We start from the raw sequence: 22,116 nt of genomic DNA on the forward strand, positions 1-22,116 counted from the left end.
AGCGACAATTGCTTACACCTGCGTATTTGATAACCCCTATCATTGGTGATTATCAGGCCGCACGTCATAATGCCCTCCGCCAACGAAACTTTGCAGAGTCTAGGGAGCTAGCTTGTCTACGCCTGTCGAACCCTTGCGTTTGCTGCTACTGGCCGATGCGCCTGAGTGGGCAGCGTTGTTGCGCGAGTGCCTGGCGCCGATGGGCGATGGGGCTGTGCTGATCAGCGCCCCCAACTGGGACTCGGTGAGTCGTCTGTTCGATGACGACGACAGCGCCGTGCTGCTGACCACGCCCAGCCTGCAACCCGGCCCTGGCCGTTGCAGTTTGCCGTGCGTGTTGTTGCTGGAGCAGGAGCCGCTGGTTTCGCCGCTGGGCGTCAGTGACTGGCTGATCCGCGATGTTCTGGACGCCGACACATTGCGTCGCTGCCTGCGCCATGTGCGCGAGCGTGGTGTGTTGGAAACCACCCTGCAACGCCTGGCCGAGCAAGACCCGCTCACCGGCATCGCCAACCGCCAGGGCTTCCAGACCCTGCTGGCCGCGCGGCTGGCCGAGAATGAAGGTCGCGGCCTGGCCCTCGGTCACCTGGACCTCGATAACTTTCGCCATGCCAACGATGCCCTCGGTCACCAGGCCGGCGACCGCCTGATCCTGCAGGTGGTGTCGCGCCTCAAGAGCCAACTCGAAGCCGGCGATCAACTGGCGCGGCTGGGCAGCGACGAATTTGCCCTGCTGATCGATACCCGCCGCGCGCCGCAGCGTGCAGAGTGGATGGCCGAGCGCATCACCGAAGCGATGGCCGAGCCTTACTGGGTGGATGGCGAAAGCCTGCTGATCGGTTGCAGCCTGGGCGTGGCCCATGCCCGCGCCCGTGCCGGCGCCGACCCACTGATGTGGCACGCCCATATCGCCATGCAGCAAGCCAAGAGCACCCAGGGCTGCACCTTTCATATCTTCAACGAACGCATCAACCGCAACGCGCGCAGCCTGGCCGACCTGGAAAGCGAGCTGCGCCGTGCCTTGCGCCGCGATGAACTGGAACTGCATTACCAGCCGCGCCTGGACCTGGACGACGGGCATATCGTCGGCCTGGAAGCCCTCGTTCGCTGGCGTCACGGCGAGCGCGGCCTGTTGCCGCCGAGCGAATTCGTGCCCCTGGCCGAACAGAGTGGCCTGATTGTGCCCCTGGGTTACTGGGTGATTTCCCGGGCCCTGCGTGACATGCAAGACCTGCGCGAACGCGGCCTGCCGCCGCTGCATATGGCGGTCAACCTGTCGTTCCGTCAGTTCCAGGACAGCCAATTGCTGTCCACCCTCAGTCGGCTGATTGCCGAGCGTGGGGTAGAAGCCCAATGGTTGGAATTCGAACTGACCGAAACCGCCGTGATGCGCCGCAGTGACTTGGTCAAGCAGACCATGGACGCCCTTGGCCGCCTGGGTGTGCGGTTTTCCCTGGATGACTTCGGCACCGGTTTCTCGTCCTTCGTGCACCTCAACAGCCTGCCGATTGCGTTGCTGAAGATCGACAAGAGCTTTGTCGGCGGCATGGAAGAGCGCGAGGAAAACCGCAAGCTGGTGCACGCCATGATCAACCTGGCGCACAACCTCAATCTGGAAGTGGTGGCCGAAGGTGTTGAAACCCCCGAGCAACTGGCACTGTTGCGGCTGTTCGGCTGCGACCAGGCCCAGGGTTACCTGATCAGCAAGCCGCTGCCCTTGCCGGAGCTGGTGGAGTACCTGACCTTCGGCAACGGCCAGCACACCCGCGTGGGGGAGGGGCTCTAGTCGGTCTGTGCCGCCTGAAACCCGGTGTCGGCTTCGGGCTCTGAGCCTTCCCGCCGAATCATCCGCTTCATCTTTGCTTCAAACGCCCAGGTCAGGCTTATCGCCGCGCAGGCCAGGCCGAGTGCCAGGCCCCACCACACGCCGGTCGGCCCCCAGCCCAGGGTGAAAGCCATCAACCAGGCCGACGGAGCGCCAATCAACCAGTAGCAGCCCGCACCGATCAAGAAGGTGGTCTTGGCGTCTTTGAGCCCGCGAATGCAACCCATGGCGATGGTTTGCACGCCGTCGAACAGCTCGAACCAGGCGGCGACGGCGAGCAGGCTCACGGCCAGGACGATCACGTCGTGGAACGCCGGGTTGTTGTGGTCGATAAGCAGTCCTATGAGCGGATCGGAAAACAGCCACAACACCGCGGCAAATCCCAACATGATTGCCGCGCCAAAGCCTATGCCAACGCGCCCGGCCATGCGTGCCTGCAGCAATTGTCCGGCGCCGTAATGCTGGCCGATGCGCATGGTCACCGCGTAGGACATCCCCGCCGGCACCATAAAGGCTACCGACACGATTTGCAGGGCGACCTGATGTGCCGCCAATTGCGTGCTGCCCATGGTGCCCATGCACAGTGCCGCAAAGGCAAACAGCCCGACCTCCACCGCGTAGGTGCCACCAATCGGCAGGCCCAGGCGCCACAACTCACGCAGATAGTGGGTGTTGAGGCGCAGCAGCCCGGCGCTCAGCGGGTAGGCTGCATAGGCCCGGTTGCTGCGGATGTACCACATCAACGCCAGCGCCATGCTGTTGGCGACAATCGCCGTGACTAAACCAATGCCCATCAAGCCGAGTTTGGGCAGGCCGAACATGCCTTCGATCAGCGCGTGGTTGAGCAGATAGTTGACCACCGTGCCACCGACGCTGATCACCATCACCGGAGTGGCTTTGCCGATGGCGCTGGTAAAACCGCGCAGCGCCATGAAGCTCAGGTAGCCGGGCAGGGCGAACGGCAGCAGCGTCAGAAATTGCCCTGCCGAGTGCACGTTGGTGTCGGTCTGGCCGAACATCAGCAACACCGGCTTGAGGTTCCACAGCAGCAGGGCCGCCGCCAAGGCCATCAGCCAGGCCAGCCACAGCCCTGCCTGGGTCAGGCGGGTGGCGCCTTCGATATCGCCCGCGCCATGGCGGATGGCAACCAGGGTGCCCACGGCGGCAATCACGCCGATGCAGAAAATCGCGACGAACGAATAACTCGCCGCGCCCAGGCCGCCACCGGCCAGGGCTTCGGGGCTCAGGCGCGCCATCATCAGGGTGTCGGTCAACACCATCAGCATGTGCGCCAACTGCGAGGCAATCAACGGCCCTGACAGCCGCAGAATGGCCCAGAGCTCGGTACGTGCCGGATGCTGCATGATCATCACGCTCAAAAAGTCAGAGGGTTGGGGAGGGGTTGATTCTCGGCGCTCTCAGCCGATTGCACAAAGGGATAAATGCGATCGCTTGCATGATTAAAACTCATGCCTGATTGATTCTGGTAGGGTTTCGGTATTGCGCTGTCGGAGCTTTCCTCATGCATCGTCGTCTTCCTCCCCTTTATGCCTTGCGCGCATTTGAAGCGGCCTCCCGGCACAGCTCCTTCACCCGGGCAGCCGAGGAGTTGTCGATCACCCAAAGTGCGGTGAGCCGGCATATCCGCACACTTGAAGAGCACTTCGCCTGCCGCCTGTTCCAGCGCAGTGGCCGTACCCTGCAGCTCACTGAATCGGCGCGCCTGTTGTTGCCCGGCGTGCGCGAAGGGTTTGCGGCGCTGGAGCGGGCCTGTCACACCTTGAATGCTGAAGATGACATCCTGCGCATGAAGGCCCCCTCCACATTGACCATGCGCTGGCTGCTCGCGCGGCTCAGCCGCTTCCGGGCACTGCAGCCCGGCAATGAGGTGCAACTGACCAGCGCCTGGATGAACGTGGATGAGGTGGACTTCAATCAGGAGCCTTTCGACTGTGCGGTGCTGTTGAGCTACGGGCATTTTCCAGTGGACTGGGAGGCCAGCTACCTGTTCCCCGAACTGTTGATCCCCGTCGGTGCGCCGAACCTGTTGGAGGATGGGCCCTGGGATGCCTCGCGCCTGGCCACCACCGAGCTGCTGCATCCCACCCCCGACCGCAGGGACTGGCGCAAATGGCTGGAGCGCATGGGGCTGTCATCCCAGGTATCACTCAAGGGCGGGCAGGTGTTCGATACCCTGGAGCTGGGCATGATCGCCGCAGCGCGGGGGTATGGCGTGTCCATGGGCGACTTGTTGATGGTGGCCGAGGACGTGGCGCAGGGACGGCTGAGCCTGCCGTGGCCAACCGCAGTCGCCAGTGGGGAGAATTACTATCTGGTGTGGCCGAAAACCCGCCCCGGCGGTGAGCGTTTGCGGCGCCTGGCGGACTTCCTCCAGAGCGAAGTGCAGGCCATGGTTCTGCCCGGCGTCGAACGCCTCTATTGAGTGGTTCAGGCCTCAACGCGCAACCGTTTGCCTGGTACCCCTGCGATTCGCTCAAGTATTGTCGCCTGCCGCCGAAGTAGGTGTGTTGGAACCATCGTGCACCAACGTTTCCCACCAGATAATTTGCCGAGCAGCGCTATGAGATCAGGATGATCCTGGCCTCGGCCAGGAGCTGTCATGTCTCAACCTCGCGCCCGGATTGCCTCACAGTTAGGCCTCGCATTAGCCGTGATACTGGCTGTCGCTATTGGCGGCAGTACGGTGTTTGCCTTGCGCTCCCTCGACTCTGCCAACCTCGATACCCGCGAGGAACACCTGGCCAGCGAGGCGCGCCTGCTCGCCGACCAGCTCAACACTTTCCACAGCACCTTGCGCGAGAGCACTCAGCGCCTGACGGGGTTGTTCGAGAAGCGCTTCAGCGCCGGGTTGACGGTGCAGTCGGATCAGATGATCACTGTCGCCGGGGTTCAGACACCGAGTCTGCTGTTGGGCAGCGAAGTGCTCAACAACAACTTCAGCGAAGTTGACGAGTTCAAGCAGATGTCCGGCGGCGTGGCTACGGTATTCGTGCGCAGCGGTGACGACTTCATCCGCGTCAGCACCTCCCTGACCAAACAGGACGGCAGCCGTGCGATCGGCACCGTGCTTGATCGCCAGGGCCCGGCTTACCAGCGTGTACTGGGTGGCCAGGCCTATATCGGGCGCGCGGTATTGTTCGATCGGTCCTACATGACCCAGTACAGCCCCGTACGGGACTCCAGCGGCAAGGTAATTGCCGTGCTGTTCATCGGTTTTGACTACACCGATGCGCAAGCCGCGCAGTTCGAAAACCTCAAGCGCTTCCGCATTGGCCAAACGGGTTCCCTGGCGTTGCTGGATGAGCAGAAGCGTTGGCTGGTGCCGCCGGCGGGCGTGCAGGCGTTGGATCAGTCGGTTCCTGTGATGCTGGACCTGGCCAAGAGCCCAGGCAAAGGCCGCTTCTGGAGCGACAAGAACGAAGACTTCTACAGCGTTTCGGTGCCCTTCGAGGGTGGTCCTTGGGCCGTGGTCGCGAGCATGCCGAAAGCTGAAATCCGCGCAGTCACCTGGGCGGTGGGTACTCGCCTGGTGATCGGCAGCGTGCTAGCGATGTTGCTGGCGGTGGGCGCCACGGTCTGGCTGCTGCGCAGCAAGCTGCAACCCCTGAGTGACCTTGTGCGTCAGGCCGAAGCCTTGGGCGCGGGTGACTTGAGTGCACGCCTCAACGTGTCCAGCCATGACGAAATCGGCCAGTTGGCGCGTAGTTTCAACCAGATGGGCGAAGCGCTGTCGACCATGGTTTCGCATATCCGCAAGGCGGCCGAAGACGTCAACAGCCGCGCCCAGGCGTTGTCCGGCCTGTCCGGCGGTGCCTATGACGGCATGGAGCAACAGTCCGGTGAGATCACCAGCATGGCTGGCGCGGTCGAAGAATTCAGCGCCACTTCGCTGAACATCGCCGACAACATGGGCGCCACCGAGCGCCTCGCCCAGGAAAACGCCCAGCAAACCCGCATTGGCCGCAACTCGATGCAGGAAGCCTCGTCGTCTCTGGAACATATCGCCACGGCGCTGAACAGCACTGCCACCGTGATCAACACCTTGGGCCAGCGCTCCCAGGAAATCGGCGGGATCGTCGGCGTGATCACCTCGATCGCCGAACAGACCAACCTGCTGGCGCTCAACGCTGCCATCGAAGCCGCCCGCGCCGGTGAGCAGGGCCGTGGGTTTGCCGTGGTCGCCGATGAGGTACGTAACCTGGCGTCGCGTACACGCGAAGCCACCGATGAAATTTCCGGGATGATCCAGAGCATCCAGAAGGAAACCGGCAACGCCATCAGCACCATGGAGCACGGTAATGCGCTGATGCAGGAAGGCCTGTCGCGCAACGCCGACGTGGCCTCGGCCCTGGCGCGCATCGACGAGCAAAGCCGCTCGGCCGGTCAGCAGTTCGCCGCGATCACCACCGCCACCCAGGAGCAGAGCAGCACCGCGACCTTGCTCAGCAGCAACCTGCAGAGCATCGCGCTGGCCAACAGCGAGCAGCGTGAAGTGGTGTCCAACCTGGCAATTACCGCCAAGGAGCTGGAGACGCTGGCGGCGAGTTTGCGCCATGAGGTGGATCGCTTTCGCTGAGCCACCGCTGTACAAAATGTGGGAGGGACCCAGCCCTCTCCCACATTTGGATCTGCGCCACGCTTAAGTGATCGCCGCCGGGCGGTATTGCAGGGCCTCTTTCAGATGATCACGGGTGATGGCATCCACCTGATCCAGGTCCGCCAGGGTACGTGCCACTTTGAGCAGTCGATGGGCTGCGCGCAGCGATAGCGTCAGTCGTTCACAGGCCGTTTCCAGCCAGCCTTCATCCACCTTCGCGAGCTTGCAGTGCTCGCGCAGCCCTGGCAGATCAAGAAAGGCATTCGCACAACCCTGGCGCTTTTGTTGATGCTCGCGGGCCTGGGCGACCCGTGCTGATGCATGGGCGGTATCCTCGCCAGCCTGTTGGATCGGGTTCAGCGCAGTCGTTTCCCTTGCCACTGTCAGGTGCAGGTCGATTCGGTCCAGCAGCGGCCCGGAGAGCTTGTTGCGATACCGCTGAATCTGTTCCGGCGTACAGCGACAGCGCCCGCTGGGTTCTCCCATGTAGCCGCAGGGGCAGGGATTCATCGCGGCCACCAGCTGAAAGCGCGCGGGGAAGCTTACCCGGTCGCGGGCGCGGGAAATCACGATATGCCCCGATTCCAGCGGCTCGCGCAGCACCTCAAGCACCTTGCGATCAAACTCCGGCAGCTCATCGAGAAACAGCACCCCATGGTGAGCCAGGGTGATTTCTCCCGGCTGTGGTTTCGAGCCGCCGCCCACCAGTGCCGGGCCTGATGCCGAATGATGCGGTTGGCGGAACGGTCGATGGGGCCAATGGCTCAGCGGTGCCAGACTTACAACCGATTGAATCGCGGCAACTTCCAGCGCCTCCTGTTCGCTCAACGGGGGCAATAAACCTGGCAGGCGGCTGGCGAGCAAGGTCTTGCCGGTGCCGGGCGGTCCGCTGAACAGCAGGTTATGCGCGCCGGCCGCCGCAATCAGCAGCGCCCGCTTGGCCGCCAATTGGCCCTGCACTTCACTCAAGTCGGGGTAAGGCTTGTTCAAGTACATCAAGCCATCGGACTTGTAAGGCTCGATCGGCACGTGCCCATTCAGGTGCGCCACCACTTGCAGCAGGTGGTCCACTGCTATCACCTTCAACCCGGAAGCCAGGCACGCTTCCTCGGCATTCGCCCGTGGCACTATCACGGTGCGCCCGGCTTTGCGTGCCGCCAGGGCCGCCGGCAACACGCCTTTTACCGCACGCACCTCGCCAGACAGCGCCAACTCCCCCAGGCATTCCACGTCATCGAGCATCAACGCCGGCACCTGCACACTGGCTGCCAGGATCCCCAGGGCAATCGCCAGATCAAAACGCCCGCCGTCCTTGGGCAGGTCGGCGGGCGCGAGGTTGAGGGTGATGCGGCGGGCGGGATATTGCAGCGCGGAGTTGAGGATGGCGCTGCGTACGCGGTCCTTGCTTTCCTTGACCGCCGTTTCGGGCAAACCCACCAGTGTCAGGGACGGCAGACCATTGGCCATATGCACTTCGACGGTGACGGCAGGGGCTTCGACGCCGATCTGGGCGCGGCTGTGGACGATGGCGAGGGACATGCTCGTTCCTTGAAAGGGGGAGGCCGCTTTCTGCGGTTTTTCAAGGGTAGACGAGGTAGGGAAGAGCGAGGCGGGGAGGTTTTACAGAACGTATCCAGAGCAAAAGGTTGAGCAAATGTAGGAGGGGACTTGTTCCCTCCCACACTGATCGCATTTATTCAGCAGGAGGGGTCAACCGCGCTTCCAGCTCTGCAACTTTCGCCTCCAGGCTCTCCAATCGCGCACGGGTGCGGGCCAAAACCACCATCTGACTATCAAACTCTTCCCGGCTCACCAGGTCGAGCTTGCTGAAGCCGCTTTGCAGCAAGGCCTTGAACTGGCTTTCGATTTCATTGCGGGGCAGCGGGGTGTCGCCGCTGAACAGGCGAGAGGCGTGGCCGCTCAGGGCATCGAGGAGGTCTTTGGGCGCGAGCATGGGGAATATTCCGGAAAACTGTTGGCGGGCAGTGTATCACGCAGCGTCTATAGTCTTTTTCACGACCTCGGGCGCACGGTTTTCGCGCAGAGGGACGGGCGGAGGCGCACTGTTTTTGTGCGCATTGCCCTCGACGCAAAGCCCGGCAATTGGGCGTACGTGGCCAAAGGACTGATTTCAGTGATTTTTACGGAGCTAGCAAGGTTTCTGCTTAGACGATCATGACCCATGCACTGATGCAGTCGCTGTGACGAATGCAGTGCGCCGACGGATCAGGGGTACAGGTTTCGTCACCAGTGGTTCGCTGGCGTCGCAATGGCAACTGCCCTTGCGACGATGCGTTACAAAGCCAGGCACTGCGCTTAGACTTGAGACGGGTTTGTTTTCCTGGGGCAAGTCCACCAATTCGGGAGAGAGTTTTCATGAAGCTAGTCACTGCCATCATCAAGCCGTTCAAGTTGGACGATGTACGCGAGTCGTTGTCCGAGATCGGCGTGCAGGGCATTACCGTTACTGAGGTCAAGGGCTTCGGTCGGCAGAAGGGTCACACCGAGCTGTATCGCGGCGCGGAATACGTAGTCGATTTCCTGCCGAAGGTGAAGATTGATGTCGCCATTGACGACAAGGATCTTGACCGGGTTATCGAAGCGATAACCAAGGCCGCCAACACCGGCAAGATCGGTGACGGCAAGATCTTCGTGGTCAATCTGGAACAGGCTATTCGCATCCGTACCGGCGAAACCGATACCGACGCAATCTAAGCCGCCAAACCCCAACGCCCCAGGAGAAAACAATATGACTCTGCGTAAATTCGCAGGGCTCGGAGCCCTGTTGTCCATCGTAATGCCAAGCCTGGCCATGGCGGCAGACGAAGTGGCTGCTCCAGTCCTCAACTCCGGCGACACCGCCTGGATGCTGACCGCCACCGCACTGGTGCTGTTCATGACCATCCCCGGCCTGGCGCTGTTCTACGGCGGCATGGTCCGCTCCAAAAATATTCTGTCGGTGATGATGCAGTGCTTCGCCATCACTGGCCTTATCAGCATCCTGTGGGTCGTCTACGGCTATAGCATCGCGTTCGATACCACAGGTATGGAACAGGGTGTGGTCAACTTCAACTCCTTCTTCGGCGGCATGGGCAAGGCGTTCCTGGCGGGTGTGACCCCGGCCAGCATCACCGGGCCTGCGGCGCTGTTCCCTGAAGCAGTGTTCATCACCTTCCAGATGACTTTCGCGATCATCACCCCGGCGCTGATCGTCGGTGCTTTCGCCGAGCGCATGAAGTTTTCCGCGATGCTGATCTTCATGGCTATCTGGTTCACCCTGGTCTATGCACCCATCGCCCACATGGTGTGGAGCGGCAACGGTGGCCTGCTGTGGGACTGGGGCGTGCTGGACTTCGCTGGCGGCACCGTGGTGCATATCAACGCCGGTGTGGCTGGCCTGGTGGCGTGCATCGTGCTCGGCAAGCGCAAAGGCTTCCCGACTACCCCAATGGCACCGCATAACCTGGGTTACACCTTGGTAGGTGCGGCGATGCTGTGGATCGGCTGGTTCGGTTTCAACGCCGGTTCCGCTGCTGCGGCCAACGGCACTGCCGGCATGGCGATGCTGGTGACTCAGATTGCTACCGCTGCTGCAGCGCTGGGCTGGATGTTCGCCGAGTGGATCACTCACGGTAAGCCAAGCGCACTGGGCATCGCCTCGGGTGTAGTGGCCGGCCTGGTAGCCGTTACGCCGGCCGCCGGCACCGTTGGCCCGATGGGCGCCCTGGTGATCGGCCTGGTAGCGGGTGTGATCTGCTTCTTCTGCGCGACCAGCCTCAAGCGCAAGCTGGGCTATGACGACTCCCTGGACGCATTCGGCGTGCACGGTATCGGCGGTATCGTCGGCGCGATTCTCACGGGTGTGTTTGCAGCCCCTGCATTGGGCGGCTTCGGCACCGTGACAGATATCGCGGCTCAAGTCTGGATCCAGTGCAAAGGTGTCGGTTTCACCGTGATCTACACGGCCATCGTTACCTACGTCATCCTCAAGGTGCTGGACATGGTCATGGGCCTGCGCGTCACCGAGGAGGAAGAGGCTGTCGGCCTTGATCTGGCGCAACACAACGAACGCGGCTACAACCTGTAAGTACGCAAAAAAAAGATGCCCGGCTTGCCGGGCATTTTTTTGTCTGGTGTTTGTCAGTCTTAACAAGCTGTGTCGGTTTTTGCGTCGAGTTTGTGATGGTACGCATGCGGCACTTTCCTGCGTGCAAATGTCTTACAGGCATGTAGGCGTATTCGGCACTTTGTTTTTTCCCAGAGCGCGCTAGAATGCGCGCCGATGGGCGGAGAACTGTATGTGGCAACAGACCCTGATTACCCTGCGGGCCAAGCCTCGAGGCTTTCACCTGGTGACCGACGAGTTGCTTGCCGGCTTGCCTGAGTTGAAGGCCTGTCGCGTGGGCCTGTTGCATCTGTGGTTGCAGCACACCTCGGCCTCGTTGACCGTCAACGAGAATGCCGATCCGGCGGTTCGCCGTGACTTCGAACGGTTTTTCAACTCGCTGGTGCCGCAAGGCCGTGCCGGGTTTGAACATAACGACGAAGGTCCGGATGATCTGCCGGCGCACTTCAAGGCCAGTCTCCTGGGCTGCCAGCTGAGTTTGCCGGTCAAGGCCGGCCGCTTGGCGATGGGAACCTGGCAAGGTGTTTATCTGGGCGAGCACCGTGATCATGGCGGTGCTCGTAAAGTCCTCGCCACCTTGCACGGTGATGAGGCATAAGCCACTGGTTATCCGGTGGATGTTGATTTTTTCCCGGCGGCCTCGACAGAGGATGAAGCTGGGCTATAACTAATCTGCTTTTCGCAAGTCATGAGGTAGAACATGAGCGACGATGATCTGGAAAACGACGACCTTGAAGTAGGTGACGACGACGAGGCCGAAGATAATCTTGACGCGGCAGCAGTTGACGACGTTGCTGACGAGGCCGATGACGCTGGTGGCGATGACGCGGCTCCCAAAGCCAAGGGCAAAGCCAAGGCTGCGGTTTCGGTAGACGAATTGCCGAGCGTTGAAGCCAAGAACAAAGAGCGCGATGCGCTGGCCCGTGCGATGGAAGAGTTTCTTGCCAAAGGCGGCAAAGTGGTCGAAGTCGAGCCCAATGTGGTTGCAGACCCGCCCAAGAAGCCGGATAACAAGTACGGCAGCCGACCTATCTAAGGTCAGCCACCTGCTTGTAAGAAAAAACCCGCCGTCGCTGCGGGTTTTTTCATGCCTGATGATTTGTTTGAGCCTTGTGGTGATCCAAATGTGGGAGGAGGGCTTGGATCTCTGGTGCTACTGCCAACTGCGTAGCAACTCCGGTAGCTCAGTCAGGCTACGAATCTCCGCGTCGGGGTGCTTATCGGCTTCCCACACCTTGGCGGTGGGGTTGAACCACACCGCCCTCAGCCCCGCCTGCTGCGCCCCAGCAATGTCATCCCCAGGATGGTCGCCAACATGCACCGCCGCGCTGGCATCCACTCCGCCGCGTTGCAGCGCTTCCTGGAACAGTCGTGCGTCCGGCTTGGCGATGCCGATATCTTCAGCGCGCAAGGCAAAGTGAAAGTAGTCCGCCAGGCCCACACGCTGCACATCGGCATTGCCATTGGTGATCACACCCAGCAGGAAGTGCTGGCGCAGCGCTCGCAACATCGGCTCGGCCTCAGGGAATGGCGTGAGCTGATGGCGGGCGTGAATGAACGCTTCGAAACACACATCGGCCATTTCGGAGGCCTCAGGCTGTGGATAACCGGCCTCTTCAAACGCGTGCATCAACACCCGGTGGCGCAGGATACTGATGCGGTGCTTGAGTTCGGGATGGCGTTGCAGCACCTGCTGGCGAAGATTGGCGAAATGCTCCAGGGGCAGGTCGCCGACTTTGGCAGCGTGGGTGGCCAGCCATTCGCGCATCGACGCTTCGGCGCTGATGATGACGGGTACGTTGTCCCAGAGCGTGTCGTCCAGGTCGAAGGTGATCAGCTTGATACTCATGAGTCGCCGCCCTTGATGCGTTTGGCCCGTGGATGGGCACTGTCGTACACCGTTGCCAGGTGTTGGAAGTCCAGATGGGTATAGATCTGTGTGGTCTTGATGTCGGAGTGGCCGAGCAGTTCCTGCACCGCGCGCAGGTCCTGGGACGATTCCAGCATATGGCTGGCAAAGGAGTGGCGCAGCATATGCGGGTGCAGGTTCTGCCCCAGCTCGCGCTCGCCGGCGGCCTTGACCCGTATCTGGATGGCCCGTGGGCCCAGGCGCCGGCCTTGCTGGCTGATAAACACCGCGTCGTCCACCGGGTTGGCCAGGGCGCGCAGCGGCAGCCAGGTTTGCAGGGCTTCGCGGGCTTTCCTGCCGACCGGCAGCACTCGGGTCTTGCTGCCTTTGCCGAGCACTTGCACCAGGCCGTCCGCCAGGTCCAGTTGATCGAGGTTCAGGCCGGTCAGCTCCGACAGGCGCAGGCCTGATGAGTAAAACAGTTCGAGGATCGCCTGGTCGCGGTGGGCGAGGAAATCGTCCTCCACTGCACCATCGAGCAATTGCAGGGCACGGTCGGTATCCAGGGTCTTGGGCAGGCGTCGCTCGCCTTTCGGCGGGGACAGGCCATTGGCCGGGTCGTGGTCGCAGAGGCCTTCGCGATTGAGGTAGTGATAGAGACCGCGCACCGCCGACAGCAGCCGCGACAGGCTGCGCGAAGACTGGCCCGCCTGGTGCAGCCGCGCGATCAGGCTGCGCAGGTTCTGGATATCCAGGGTCTTCCAGCTGCTGATCTGCTGTTTTTCGCAGTAGGCCAGGACCTTGTTCAAGTCCCGCCGATAGGCTTCCAGCGTATGGGGTGACACCTGGCGCTCATTGCGCAGGTGAGCGCAATAAGCGTCCAGTTGTCGTTCCATGGTTAGCGCACCGCGCGCAGGGCGGTGGTGAAGCGTGGCAGGACGCGGCCCAGCACTTCGGCGATATAGGTCAGGAACAGCGTGCCCACCGAGCTCTTGTAGTGCGCGGGATCACGGCTGGCAATGGCCAGCACGCCATGCAGGCCTTGATGGCTGAGGGCGACTACGGCCGTAGAGCCGATCTGCTTGCGCTGTTCGGCGCCGAACAGGAAGTCCAGTTCATGCTCGCGTAGCGTGCCGCTGATGGTCTTGCCTTCGGAAAGCAGGCCGCCAATGGCCGTCTGTGCTTCGCTGCCGCTGACCCAGCGACCCACCGGCATCGGGTTGTCGCTGAACAGGATCAGGCTGACAAACGGCACCTGGAAGTCCTGGCGCAGGCTGTCTTCCACGGCGATCACGGTTTCTTCCAGACTGGTGGCGTCCATCAGCGTCAGAATCAGGCGGCGGGTCTTGTCGAACAGGCGATCGTTGTCGCGCGCGACGTCCATCAACTGCGAGAGTCGATGGCGCATTTCGATATTGCGCTCGCGCAGGATCTTCATCTGTCGCTCCACCAGCGACACGGTATCGCCGCGCTGGTGGGGGATGCGCAGGGCCGGCAGCAGTTCTTCGTGTTCGACGAAGAAGTCCGGATTAGCCTCAAGGTACGCCGCGACAGCAGCGGCCTCCAGACTATCGCTCGGGGTTGCGTGTGCGGGTACTTGAGGCTTATCGGTCATTCGCTTGGCTCACTCATAGACGGACCTGTCCTTCGTATACGCGCGAGGCCGGCCCGGTCATCATCACCGGGTGGCCAGGGCCTGCCCATTCGATGGACAAGCGTCCACCGGGCAGGTCGATCAGCAGTGGCGAATCCATCCACCCCTGGCTGATCGCGGCCACGGCAGCGGCGCAAGCACCGGTACCGCAGGCCTGGGTTTCGCCGGCGCCGCGTTCCCACACACGCAATTGCGCGCGGGAACGGTCGATCACCTGCAGGAAACCCACATTGACCCGCGCCGGAAAGCGCGGGTGGTGTTCGATTTTCGGCCCCAGTTCATGCACGGGGGCATTGTTGATGTCGTTGACCCGTAGCACCGCATGGGGGTTGCCCATGGACACGGCAGCGATGTCGACGGTCTGGCCGTCAACGTCCAGCGCGTAGCTGGCGGCCTGCTCGGTCGCCAGGAACGGAATATCCGCCGGGACCAGGCGTGGCGCACCCATGTTGACGCTGATCTGGCCGTCGCTGCGGATATCCAGCTCGATCACGCCGCTCTTGGTCTCGACGCGGATCTGCCGCTTGGCGGTCAGGCGCTTGTCCAGCACAAAGCGTGCAAAGCAGCGCGCGCCATTGCCGCACTGTTCCACTTCGGAGCCATCGGAGTTGAAGATCCGATAACGGAAATCCACCTCCGGGTTGCTTGGCGCCTCGACGATCAGTAACTGGTCGAAACCAATCCCGGTATGACGGTCGCCCCACTGTTTAGCGTGCTTGGGCAGGATGTGTGCGTGCTGGCTGACCAGGTCGAGGACCATGAAATCATTGCCCAGCCCGTGCATCTTGGTAAAACGCAGCAGCATGGCTTACTCCGGCAGCAGGCTTTCGCCAGCATACAACTCGGCTACCGTCTCGCGGCGACGCACTTCAAACGCTTGATCACCGTCCACCAGCACCTCGGCGGTACGCCCGCGGGTGTTGTAGTTGGAACTCATGACAAACCCGTAGGCACCGGCCGAATGCACGGCCAGCAGGTCGCCTTCTTCCAGGGCCAGTTGACGATCCTTGGCCAGGAAGTCACCGGTCTCACAGATCGGGCCGACAATGTCGTACGCGCGGGCTTGGGTGTCACGAGGCGTCACGGCGGTGACGTTCATCCAGGCCTGGTACAGCGCCGGGCGGATCAGGTCGTTCATCGCCGCATCGACGATGGCGAAATCCTTGTGCTCGGTGTGCTTGAGGTACTCGACCTGGGTCAGCAACACGCCAGCGTTGGCGACGATATAGCGGCCCGGCTCGAACATCAGCGTCAGGTCGCGGCCTTCGATGCGCTCGCGCACCGCCTGGATATAGTCGGCGATCGCCGGTGGCTCTTCATCGCGATAACGCACGCCCACGCCACCACCGAGGTCGATGTGGTGCAGGTAGATGCCGCATTCGCCCAAGCGGTCGATCAAAGCCAGCAGGCGGTCGAGGGCGTCCAGGAACGGCGGCAGTGTGGTCAGTTGCGAGCCGATATGACAGTCGACACCCAGCACTTCCAGGTTCGGCAGTTGGGCGGCGCGGATGTACACGTCTTCGGCGTCGGCAATGGCGATGCCGAACTTGTTCTCTTTGAGACCGGTGGAAATGTACGGGTGGGTGCCGGCATCGACGTCCGGGTTGACGCGCAGGGAGATCGGCGCACGAACGCCCATTTCGGCGGCAACGACTTGCAGGCGTTCCAGCTCGTCGGTGGATTCGACGTTGAAGCAATGCACGCCGACTTCCAGGGCGCGGCGCATGTCTTCGCGGCTCTTGCCGACGCCGGAGAAAACGATCTTGTCAGCCTGGCCGCCAGCGGCCAGTACCCGTTCTAGCTCGCCACGGGAGACGATGTCGAAACCGGCGCCCAGACGCGCCAGGACATTCAATACGCCCAGGTTGGAGTTGGCCTTGACCGCGTAGCACACCAGGTGCGGTACGCCATCGAGCGGGTCGGTGAACGAGCGGTACTGAGCCTCGATATGCGCACGGGAGTACACGTAGGTCGGGGTACCAAAGCGCTGGGCAATCGCGGACAACGCCACGCCCTCCGCGAACAGCTCGCCGTCCCGGTAGTTAAAAGCGTCCATGGAGCTCCCTTATTCGTAGGTGTCGTGCTTATGCGCTTTGGATGGCTTTTGCGACGATTGTGCCTGTTCGTTCGGGTCTTTGCTGTCATCGGGCAGGTACAGCGGGCCTTTTTGACCACAGGCACTAACGAGGCAAGCGACCGCGACGAGCGCAGCAAGGGAAGAGATCAGGCGCTTCATGGCGAAATCCTTGAATATGCATTAATTGCGCCCGAGTATACCGACCACCCGCCAGCTTGCCTATGCGCTGAAATACCCGTCCGGCGGGGGTTTGCCGAGATGCTCTGGAGGCGGACTACGCTGGTTGAGGATATTTCCCGCCGTCAATCGCGTTGAAATCGGTATCCTTTGCAATCGGCGAGGCTCGCCCGTATCGTGCGGCGCTTGAGCAAAACCAGACACTTTTGAGGTTGCCACAATGAGTTTGACCGAAGCCCGTTTTCACGACCTGGTGGATGCGACCCAGCAGGCACTGGAAGATATTTTCGACGACAGCGGCCTGGACGTGGACCTGGAAAACTCGGCCGGCGTGCTGACCGTCAAGTTCGAGAACGGCACCCAGTTGATCTTCAGTCGCCAGGAGCCATTGCGTCAGCTGTGGCTGGCTGCACGTTCCGGTGGTTTTCACTTCGACTACGACGAAGAAGAAAATCGTTGGGCACACGACACCACTGAGGAACTGCTGAGCGAAATGCTGGCTCGTCTCACGAAGGAACAGTCCGGCGCTGACCTGGACTTCGACGAGATTTGATCGTGACGCAACCTGCACCCGCACGCCCACCCAAGCCGCTGTTCAGTAATGTCAGCCCGGCGGTGCCGTCACCTTGTATCAGTTTGTGTCGCCTGGACGAGCAAAAAGTCTGCCTCGGCTGCTTCCGCCATGTGGAAGACATCCGTGAATGGCGCTCCGCCGATGATCAGCGGCGGCGAGTGATCGTGGCCCAGGCCGAGCAACGCAAAGCCACGCCTTGAGCCCATCTTGTTTATTTGCGGTGCTGTGGTAGTGTCCGGATACGCCTCAACTCATCGAGGCCCGTGAGAACCCCGCCTTTTCCTGGCGGGGTTTTGCTTTTTTGTGCAGAAAAAAGGAGTCTGCCTGAATCATGACCGCACCTTCCATCATCCTCACCCGTCTTGATGTGCAGCGTCTTGAGCAATTGATCGACCGTATGGACGAGACGCAGCCGGGCGTTATTGCATTGCAAGCCGAACTCGACCGCGCCGAAGAAGTGGTTGGCCACGATGAAGTGCCTGCAACGGTCGTGACCATGAATTCCAGCGTGCATTGCCGTGAGCAAGGCAGCGGTAAGGACTACCACCTGACCCTGGTCTATCCGAAGGATGCTAATGCCGATGAAGGCAAGATCTCGGTCCTGGCCCCGGTGGGCAGTGCCTTGCTTGGCTTGCAGGTAGGGCAGCACATCGATTGGCCGGCACCGGGTGGCAAGACCCTCAAGCTTGAGCTGCTCAGTGTTGACGGTCAGCCCAAGGACGGCGGTGCCTTCCCACTCTAAACCTGATTCAACGCTGCATTGAGTGACTGTTCCAGCTCGGCTTTGTAGCGCAGGTACAGGTTGCTCGGGCTTTGCACATCACCGAGCAGCCCCGACAGGTCGAGGTCGGTGATGTAGCAGCGGTAGCGCTCGGTTTCCCGGCGTTGCCCGACGATTTCCTGGGCGACCACCGCAAACAGTTGGTCGCCAAACTCCAGTTCGGAAAACTCCCGCTGATTGCAGTACAGGGTAATGCCCACCTGGCCTGGCGCTGCCTTGCCGATAATCGCCTGCACGTCGTAAAACGGTTTGTTCGCGGGGTTCTGCGGGGCCGGCCGAGGTTCGATACCGCGCGCGCGGCCGTTGCCTGTCGGCAATAGCTGGTAATACAAGGTCTGCACTGCGCCCAACGGTTCCTGCGGATCCAGCGGCGATAACGCATCCCGGCGATAAATGATCGATTGCAGGAAGCGCTGCAGCGGTGCCAACAGGCTCTGCTCATCGTGAAACGGCAAGCTCTGCTGCCAGAGCGCGTTGAACTCATCCAGCACATACAGCTCGGCGAAGCCTTCATTGACCCGGTAGAACACTTGCACGCAATCGGCCATACCCATGGGCAAAAGCAGCGCCAGGTCGTGGTCTTCCAGGGCCATCGCGTCCAGGTGCAGCGGGCTGTAGCTGGCCAGTTCTTCGCTGAGGTAGGCGATCAGCGCATCCTGGGTTGCCAGTGATACGTGGGTGGCCTGGCCCGGCATCAACTCCATCACGTGGTAGTGCTGCTGCACCTGGAGCAGGTAGCGGTGATTGCCTTGACTCAGTAGCAGGTTCTGCGCGGTGTCGAAGATTTCTTCTACGCGTTGGGCAATGAACTGCGCACGGTTATGGCAAAAGCAGCGCACCCGCAGGCGCGGCAAGTGATCCGAGGGCAGTTGATTGAGGTAGTCGCGCAGGCAATCGAGCAGGGCGTGCGGGCCGTCGTAGCGGCTGACCATCACCTCGTTCCAGCTGTTGAGCGTGACCTGGTCCAGGGTCAGTACCAGATTGTCGCGGACCCCTGCATAGCTCAGGGAGTCGGTGCGCTCGGTGGTCATCAGGATGTTCAGGTCGCGGTGATGCTTGAGCGGGTCGACGCCGACGTTGATCAGCAGCAACACCTCCTCGGGTACCGCCGAGCGCAACAGGCGCGTCTCATCGACGCTGGCCAAGGGCAGCGCGACAGTCTGTTGCAGGCTGCCCAGCAGGTTGAACAGCTCGAATTCGGTCATGTCGCTGGTGCCAGGGTGCAGAGCCAGGCGCGTGCTGCTGTCGATCACGCCGTTGCGATGGCACCAGGTGAGCATTTCCAGCAGGTCGCGGCTGCGCTTGATCGGCGCGAAATGCTCCCATTCCAGGGCCGTGAGGTTGCCGTTGTACAGGCCCCAGTGGTGCTGGCCGGGCTCCTTGCGGTTAGGCGATTGCACCAGTGTCAGGGTGTCTTCGGCCAGGTCGGGGGCGATCCCGGGGTTGATGAATTCGACTTTGCCGGCCTTGCGTTCAAAGGCGGCATACAGGCGCCGTCCCAGCACATTGAGGTCGCGCTTGTTGATCAGGCTGACGGTCTGTTCGGTCCGGGCGAACTGGGTCAGGAAGCGATAGCTGTAGTTCAGCTCGCTGACCAGGGCGCGGCGCTCGGAGGCCACCTGGCGGACTTTCCACTGGCTGCGGCTGTCCAGCAGCGCCAGTTGGCGTTGGTCCCAGCCCCACTCGTGGGCCAGGCGCTCCAGCAATAAGCGTTGCCAACTGCTGCTGCGCTGGCCGGCACTGAGCTTGCGGTTGACCTTCAGGTACAGCGCACGGCGCACCAGTTCCAGGCGCTCCGGCTCGTTGCGTGCCTGGAGGTATTCCTCGATGCGGCGGTACACCACGATGTACGGGTCCAGCTCATCCAAGTCCATCTGGTTGGCGAACACCGCACGCTTGAAGCGCAGGCTCAGGCAATGCACGTTCGGGTGCTCGCTGGCATAAACCTCGGTCAGCAGCAGCTTGAGTACCGACTTGTAGGGCGACTCGATGCCTTTGAACAGTTGCCACAGCCCGGCACCGATAAATTCGCCCGGGGGGATGTGCGCCAGGTGACCCAAATCGAGGGTTTCATCGGCACGGATAAACCGCTTGGAAATCAGCGCGTGGGTGAATTCTGCATAGCGGGTCTCTTCATACACCGGCACCAGCCACCAGATCGGCGTGCGCCCGGCCAGCCAGATGGCGGTGCGGTAGAACTCGTCCAGCAGCAGGTAATGCTGGGTGGTGCCGCAGTCGTCGGAGCTCAGTTGCGTGTCGCGCTCACCGAGCACGAAGCGCGTCGGCTCGATCAGGAAGAAGTGCGCCTCGGCGCCCATGGTCAGGGCCCAGGCTTCCAGCAGTTGGCATTTTTTGCGCAGTTCGACGAGCTCGTTGTCACCCAGGTCGGGGGCGTGGCATACCCACACATCCATGTCGCTCTGGTCGGCCTGGGCCAGGGTGCCGAGGCTGCCCATCAGGAACAGGCCGTGGATCGGTTTGGGTTGATTGACTGGACGCGGCTTGTAAGAGAACGAGCGGGTCAAGCGCTGGGCTTCGGTCAGGGCCTGGGCGTCGGGCTCGAAGTTCGATAGCCCGGCCGGCGTGCTGCCCGATACGTAGCCTGGCAACAGCGGATGATTAACGTGAAAAAACAGTGGCAGCAAGGTCAGCACGCTTTGCTGGCGCGGCGTCAGCCCTTCGATGGCACGAGCCATGCGACCTTCATTGAGGGCCATGAAGCGCGCACGCAATTGGGCCAGCACCTTGCGGTCGATGCCTTCGTCCAGGTCAGGGCGGATTTCATGGGTGCGGGTCATGTCGAACTCGGTGGCTCGCAGGGCCCGACGTGGGCGGCCGTGTAGGAGTTTACAGCCAGTCGCGTAGGAGGTTTAGAGGGAAATGATTGTTGACGTCAAAAATTGAGCCGTTGCGCAGCAATGCCCTCGGAGTCCGCAAGAGGCGGACTCCATGGGCGTTGTACGGTTTCAGGCTGCTTCTTTGGTGTTGGCGGTGGTCAAGATGGTCAGCAGGGTTTGTGCCTGCTCTGCAGCGTCCCGGCCAAGGCTGGTCAGGTAGCCCCCGTCCGCTTGGTCGATAAGTCCTTTCGCATGGAGGCGCTTGGCAGCGGCGATGGCAGTGGGAGCGGCGGTCTGATGGACTTTCAGACCTTCCTTGGTGCTGTCCAAGGGGAAGAGTACAAGGATTTCCAGTTCGGCAACCAACTCAGGGGTATACGACATAAGGACTCCAGACTTTCTAAAATTTATTAGAGGCTAGCAGGCCATAAGGTGAACGCACTTTGCCGAACTGTCCAGCGTGTTGCGGTGTGCCGGGATTATTCCTTTTCGGGCGGCAGCTCAGGCAGTGCCCGCAACGCGGTTTCATACCACTCGGTATTGAATGCGCGGTCTTCGTCCAGCATCGCGTCGATTTCGAAAGCGAGCACGTGAGCCATGAGATTCAGGATTTCGTCACGCTCATAGCCCACCAGCGTCAGCTTGTTGAAAGTGGCCTTTGCAGCAGGCGGGTTGTCACTTTCGATCTGGTTTTCGATCGCTTCGATCAAGGTGTTCTCGGTGAACTCTTCTTCGTCGTTGTCGATATCGGTCGGCTCGCTCATGGCAGGCTCCTCAAGGAAAGGGCGCCAGTCTACCCCCATTCAGGCAGGTGATGCTGCTGGTCAGGCCGGGCCCAGGGATCTATAACTCTTGCAGCCAACCCCGCACACGGCCTGGAGGCTTTGCGATGCTCAAGCTTTACGGATTTTCGGTCAGCAACTACTACAACATGGTGAAACTGGCATTGTTGGAGAAGGGTCTGCCCTTTGAGGAGGTGCCTTTTTATGCCGGGCAAACCCCCGAGGCCTTGGCGATCAGTCCGCGCGGCAAGGTCCCCGTTCTGCGCGTGAAGCAGGGATTTATCAATGAAACCAGCGTGATCCTCGAATACATAGAACAGACCCAGGAAGGCCGTTCGCTGCTGCCGGCCGATCCTTTCCAGCGGGCTCAGGTGCTGGCGCTGTGCAGGGAGATCGAGCTGTACATCGAATTGCCCGCCCGTGCGTGCTTTGCCGAGGCTTTTTTCGGCATGCCGGTACCGGAGGCGATCAAGGAGAAAACCAGGGCCGAGTTGTCGCTTGGGATCGCGTCTTTAGGGCGGCACGGGCGGTTCGCGCCGTATGTGGCGGGGGAGAGCTTCACGATTGCGGATCTGTATTTCATGTACAGCGTGAACCTCGCCTGTGCGGTGGGCGAGAAGCTGTTTGGGCTGGACCTGTTGGCTGAACTGCCGGCGGCCAAAGCGTTGCTGGAGCGACTGCATGCCATGCCTAATGCGCAGAAGGTGGCGGCGGACAGGGAGGCCGCGATGCCGGCGTTCATGGCGATGATTGCGGCCAAAAAGTGATCAAGTGTGAGAGGGGGCAAGCCCCTCCCACATTTTTGACCGAGTTGTC

General features: G+C 61.5%; 23 protein-coding genes. 11 read left to right on the forward strand and 12 right to left on the reverse strand.

Annotation, left to right across the window (positions count from 1 at the left end; genetic code table 11):
- Nucleotides 1–112: 112 nt before the first annotated feature.
- Nucleotides 113–1,786: a bifunctional diguanylate cyclase/phosphodiesterase gene (locus J1G35_RS05695; RefSeq protein ID WP_053127689.1), complete on the forward strand. Its 1,674-nt coding sequence runs from the start codon at nucleotides 113–115 to the stop codon at nucleotides 1,784–1,786.
- Here the strand turns inward: J1G35_RS05695 and J1G35_RS05700 are convergent.
- Complete coding sequence (locus J1G35_RS05700; RefSeq protein ID WP_053127691.1) at nucleotides 1,783–3,195, reverse strand: NorM family multidrug efflux MATE transporter; 1,413 nt, start codon at nucleotides 3,193–3,195, stop codon at nucleotides 1,783–1,785. The two genes, J1G35_RS05695 and J1G35_RS05700, sit on opposite strands and share 4 nt — an antisense overlap.
- Nucleotides 3,196–3,347: 152 nt before the next feature.
- Between J1G35_RS05700 and J1G35_RS05705 the strand changes: the two genes are divergently transcribed.
- Both J1G35_RS05705 and J1G35_RS05710 read left to right on the forward strand, forming a co-directional pair.
- Nucleotides 3,348–4,268, forward strand: coding sequence for a LysR substrate-binding domain-containing protein (locus tag J1G35_RS05705; RefSeq protein WP_223014012.1), 921 nt, complete (start codon nucleotides 3,348–3,350; stop codon nucleotides 4,266–4,268).
- Nucleotides 4,269–4,445: 177 nt separating this feature from the next.
- Nucleotides 4,446–6,422, forward strand: a complete 1,977-nt coding sequence (locus J1G35_RS05710; RefSeq protein WP_053127695.1) for a methyl-accepting chemotaxis protein — start codon at nucleotides 4,446–4,448, stop codon at nucleotides 6,420–6,422.
- 63 nt (nucleotides 6,423–6,485) lie between these two features.
- On the opposite strand, the gene J1G35_RS05715 is transcribed toward J1G35_RS05710, so the two are convergent.
- Nucleotides 6,486–7,982, reverse strand: a complete 1,497-nt coding sequence (locus J1G35_RS05715) for a YifB family Mg chelatase-like AAA ATPase (RefSeq protein ID WP_053127697.1) — start codon at nucleotides 7,980–7,982, stop codon at nucleotides 6,486–6,488.
- Between the two features lie 154 nt (nucleotides 7,983–8,136).
- Nucleotides 8,137–8,397: an accessory factor UbiK family protein gene (locus J1G35_RS05720; RefSeq protein WP_027608312.1), complete on the reverse strand. Its 261-nt coding sequence runs from the start codon at nucleotides 8,395–8,397 to the stop codon at nucleotides 8,137–8,139.
- Between the two features lie 422 nt (nucleotides 8,398–8,819).
- On the opposite strand from J1G35_RS05720, the gene glnK reads away from it, so the two are divergent.
- The 4 genes from glnK to sutA all read left to right on the forward strand — a co-directional run bounded on the left by glnK (nucleotide 8,820) and on the right by sutA (nucleotide 11,605).
- On the forward strand, nucleotides 8,820–9,158 hold the full coding sequence (glnK, locus tag J1G35_RS05725; protein ID WP_002555808.1) for a P-II family nitrogen regulator: 339 nt from the start codon (nucleotides 8,820–8,822) through the stop codon (nucleotides 9,156–9,158).
- 34 nt (nucleotides 9,159–9,192) lie between these two features.
- Nucleotides 9,193–10,530, forward strand: a complete 1,338-nt coding sequence (locus J1G35_RS05730; RefSeq protein ID WP_223014014.1) for an ammonium transporter — start codon at nucleotides 9,193–9,195, stop codon at nucleotides 10,528–10,530.
- 211 nt (nucleotides 10,531–10,741) lie between these two features.
- On the forward strand, nucleotides 10,742–11,167 hold the full coding sequence (locus J1G35_RS05735; protein ID WP_223014016.1) for a secondary thiamine-phosphate synthase enzyme YjbQ: 426 nt from the start codon (nucleotides 10,742–10,744) through the stop codon (nucleotides 11,165–11,167).
- A gap of 102 nt (nucleotides 11,168–11,269) precedes the next feature.
- Nucleotides 11,270–11,605: a transcriptional regulator SutA gene (gene sutA / locus J1G35_RS05740; protein ID WP_053127703.1), complete on the forward strand. Its 336-nt coding sequence runs from the start codon at nucleotides 11,270–11,272 to the stop codon at nucleotides 11,603–11,605.
- Between the two features lie 117 nt (nucleotides 11,606–11,722).
- Here sutA and J1G35_RS05745 read toward each other — a convergent pair whose 3' ends face one another.
- The 6 genes from J1G35_RS05745 to J1G35_RS05770 are packed head-to-tail and all read right to left on the reverse strand — an operon-like array spanning nucleotide 11,723 to nucleotide 16,308.
- Nucleotides 11,723–12,418 carry an HAD family hydrolase gene (locus J1G35_RS05745; protein WP_223014018.1) on the reverse strand — a complete coding sequence of 232 codons (696 nt, stop codon included), beginning with the start codon at nucleotides 12,416–12,418 and terminating at the stop codon, nucleotides 11,723–11,725.
- Nucleotides 12,415–13,314 carry a tyrosine recombinase XerC gene (gene xerC / locus J1G35_RS05750; RefSeq protein ID WP_053127707.1) on the reverse strand — a complete coding sequence of 300 codons (900 nt, stop codon included), beginning with the start codon at nucleotides 13,312–13,314 and terminating at the stop codon, nucleotides 12,415–12,417. Before xerC ends, J1G35_RS05745 begins: the two co-directional genes overlap by 4 nt.
- Before the next feature lie 2 nt (nucleotides 13,315–13,316).
- Nucleotides 13,317–14,033, reverse strand: a complete 717-nt coding sequence (locus J1G35_RS05755) for a DUF484 family protein (protein ID WP_053127709.1) — start codon at nucleotides 14,031–14,033, stop codon at nucleotides 13,317–13,319.
- A gap of 13 nt (nucleotides 14,034–14,046) precedes the next feature.
- Nucleotides 14,047–14,877: a diaminopimelate epimerase gene (dapF, locus tag J1G35_RS05760; protein ID WP_223014020.1), complete on the reverse strand. Its 831-nt coding sequence runs from the start codon at nucleotides 14,875–14,877 to the stop codon at nucleotides 14,047–14,049.
- A 3-nt stretch (nucleotides 14,878–14,880) separates the two neighbouring features.
- Nucleotides 14,881–16,128 carry a diaminopimelate decarboxylase gene (gene lysA, locus J1G35_RS05765; RefSeq protein ID WP_053127711.1) on the reverse strand — a complete coding sequence of 416 codons (1,248 nt, stop codon included), beginning with the start codon at nucleotides 16,126–16,128 and terminating at the stop codon, nucleotides 14,881–14,883.
- Between the two features lie 9 nt (nucleotides 16,129–16,137).
- Nucleotides 16,138–16,308 carry a lipoprotein gene (locus J1G35_RS05770; RefSeq protein ID WP_010207449.1) on the reverse strand — a complete coding sequence of 57 codons (171 nt, stop codon included), beginning with the start codon at nucleotides 16,306–16,308 and terminating at the stop codon, nucleotides 16,138–16,140.
- 238 nt (nucleotides 16,309–16,546) lie between these two features.
- Here J1G35_RS05770 and cyaY point away from each other — a divergent pair, with 238 nt between their 5' ends.
- The 3 genes from cyaY (at nucleotide 16,547) to rnk (ending at nucleotide 17,642) form a co-directional block, all read left to right on the forward strand.
- Complete coding sequence (gene cyaY, locus J1G35_RS05775) at nucleotides 16,547–16,879, forward strand: iron donor protein CyaY (RefSeq protein ID WP_223014022.1); 333 nt, start codon at nucleotides 16,547–16,549, stop codon at nucleotides 16,877–16,879.
- 2 nt (nucleotides 16,880–16,881) lie between these two features.
- Nucleotides 16,882–17,100 carry a DUF1289 domain-containing protein gene (locus J1G35_RS05780; protein ID WP_223014024.1) on the forward strand — a complete coding sequence of 73 codons (219 nt, stop codon included), beginning with the start codon at nucleotides 16,882–16,884 and terminating at the stop codon, nucleotides 17,098–17,100.
- Nucleotides 17,101–17,231: 131 nt separating this feature from the next.
- On the forward strand, nucleotides 17,232–17,642 hold the full coding sequence (gene rnk, locus J1G35_RS05785) for a nucleoside diphosphate kinase regulator (RefSeq protein ID WP_053127715.1): 411 nt from the start codon (nucleotides 17,232–17,234) through the stop codon (nucleotides 17,640–17,642).
- Here the strand turns inward: rnk and J1G35_RS05790 are convergent.
- The 3 genes from J1G35_RS05790 to J1G35_RS05800 form a co-directional block, all read right to left on the reverse strand.
- Complete coding sequence (locus tag J1G35_RS05790; protein ID WP_223014027.1) at nucleotides 17,639–20,479, reverse strand: class I adenylate cyclase; 2,841 nt, start codon at nucleotides 20,477–20,479, stop codon at nucleotides 17,639–17,641. The two genes, rnk and J1G35_RS05790, sit on opposite strands and share 4 nt — an antisense overlap.
- 168 nt (nucleotides 20,480–20,647) lie before the next feature.
- Nucleotides 20,648–20,902 carry a TIGR02647 family protein gene (locus J1G35_RS05795; RefSeq protein ID WP_053127719.1) on the reverse strand — a complete coding sequence of 85 codons (255 nt, stop codon included), beginning with the start codon at nucleotides 20,900–20,902 and terminating at the stop codon, nucleotides 20,648–20,650.
- Between the two features lie 95 nt (nucleotides 20,903–20,997).
- The gene (locus J1G35_RS05800) at nucleotides 20,998–21,282 is read right to left on the reverse strand and encodes a hypothetical protein (protein WP_053127722.1); all 285 of its coding nucleotides are present in this window, start codon (nucleotides 21,280–21,282) and stop codon (nucleotides 20,998–21,000) included.
- 125 nt (nucleotides 21,283–21,407) lie between these two features.
- Between J1G35_RS05800 and J1G35_RS05805 the strand changes: the two genes are divergently transcribed.
- Nucleotides 21,408–22,067: a glutathione S-transferase gene (locus J1G35_RS05805; RefSeq protein WP_223014029.1), complete on the forward strand. Its 660-nt coding sequence runs from the start codon at nucleotides 21,408–21,410 to the stop codon at nucleotides 22,065–22,067.
- Nucleotides 22,068–22,116: the final 49 nt, after the last annotated feature.

The sequence above is a fragment of the Pseudomonas sp. SH10-3B genome (genome assembly GCF_019891415.1).
Classification (GTDB): domain Bacteria; phylum Pseudomonadota; class Gammaproteobacteria; order Pseudomonadales; family Pseudomonadaceae; genus Aquipseudomonas.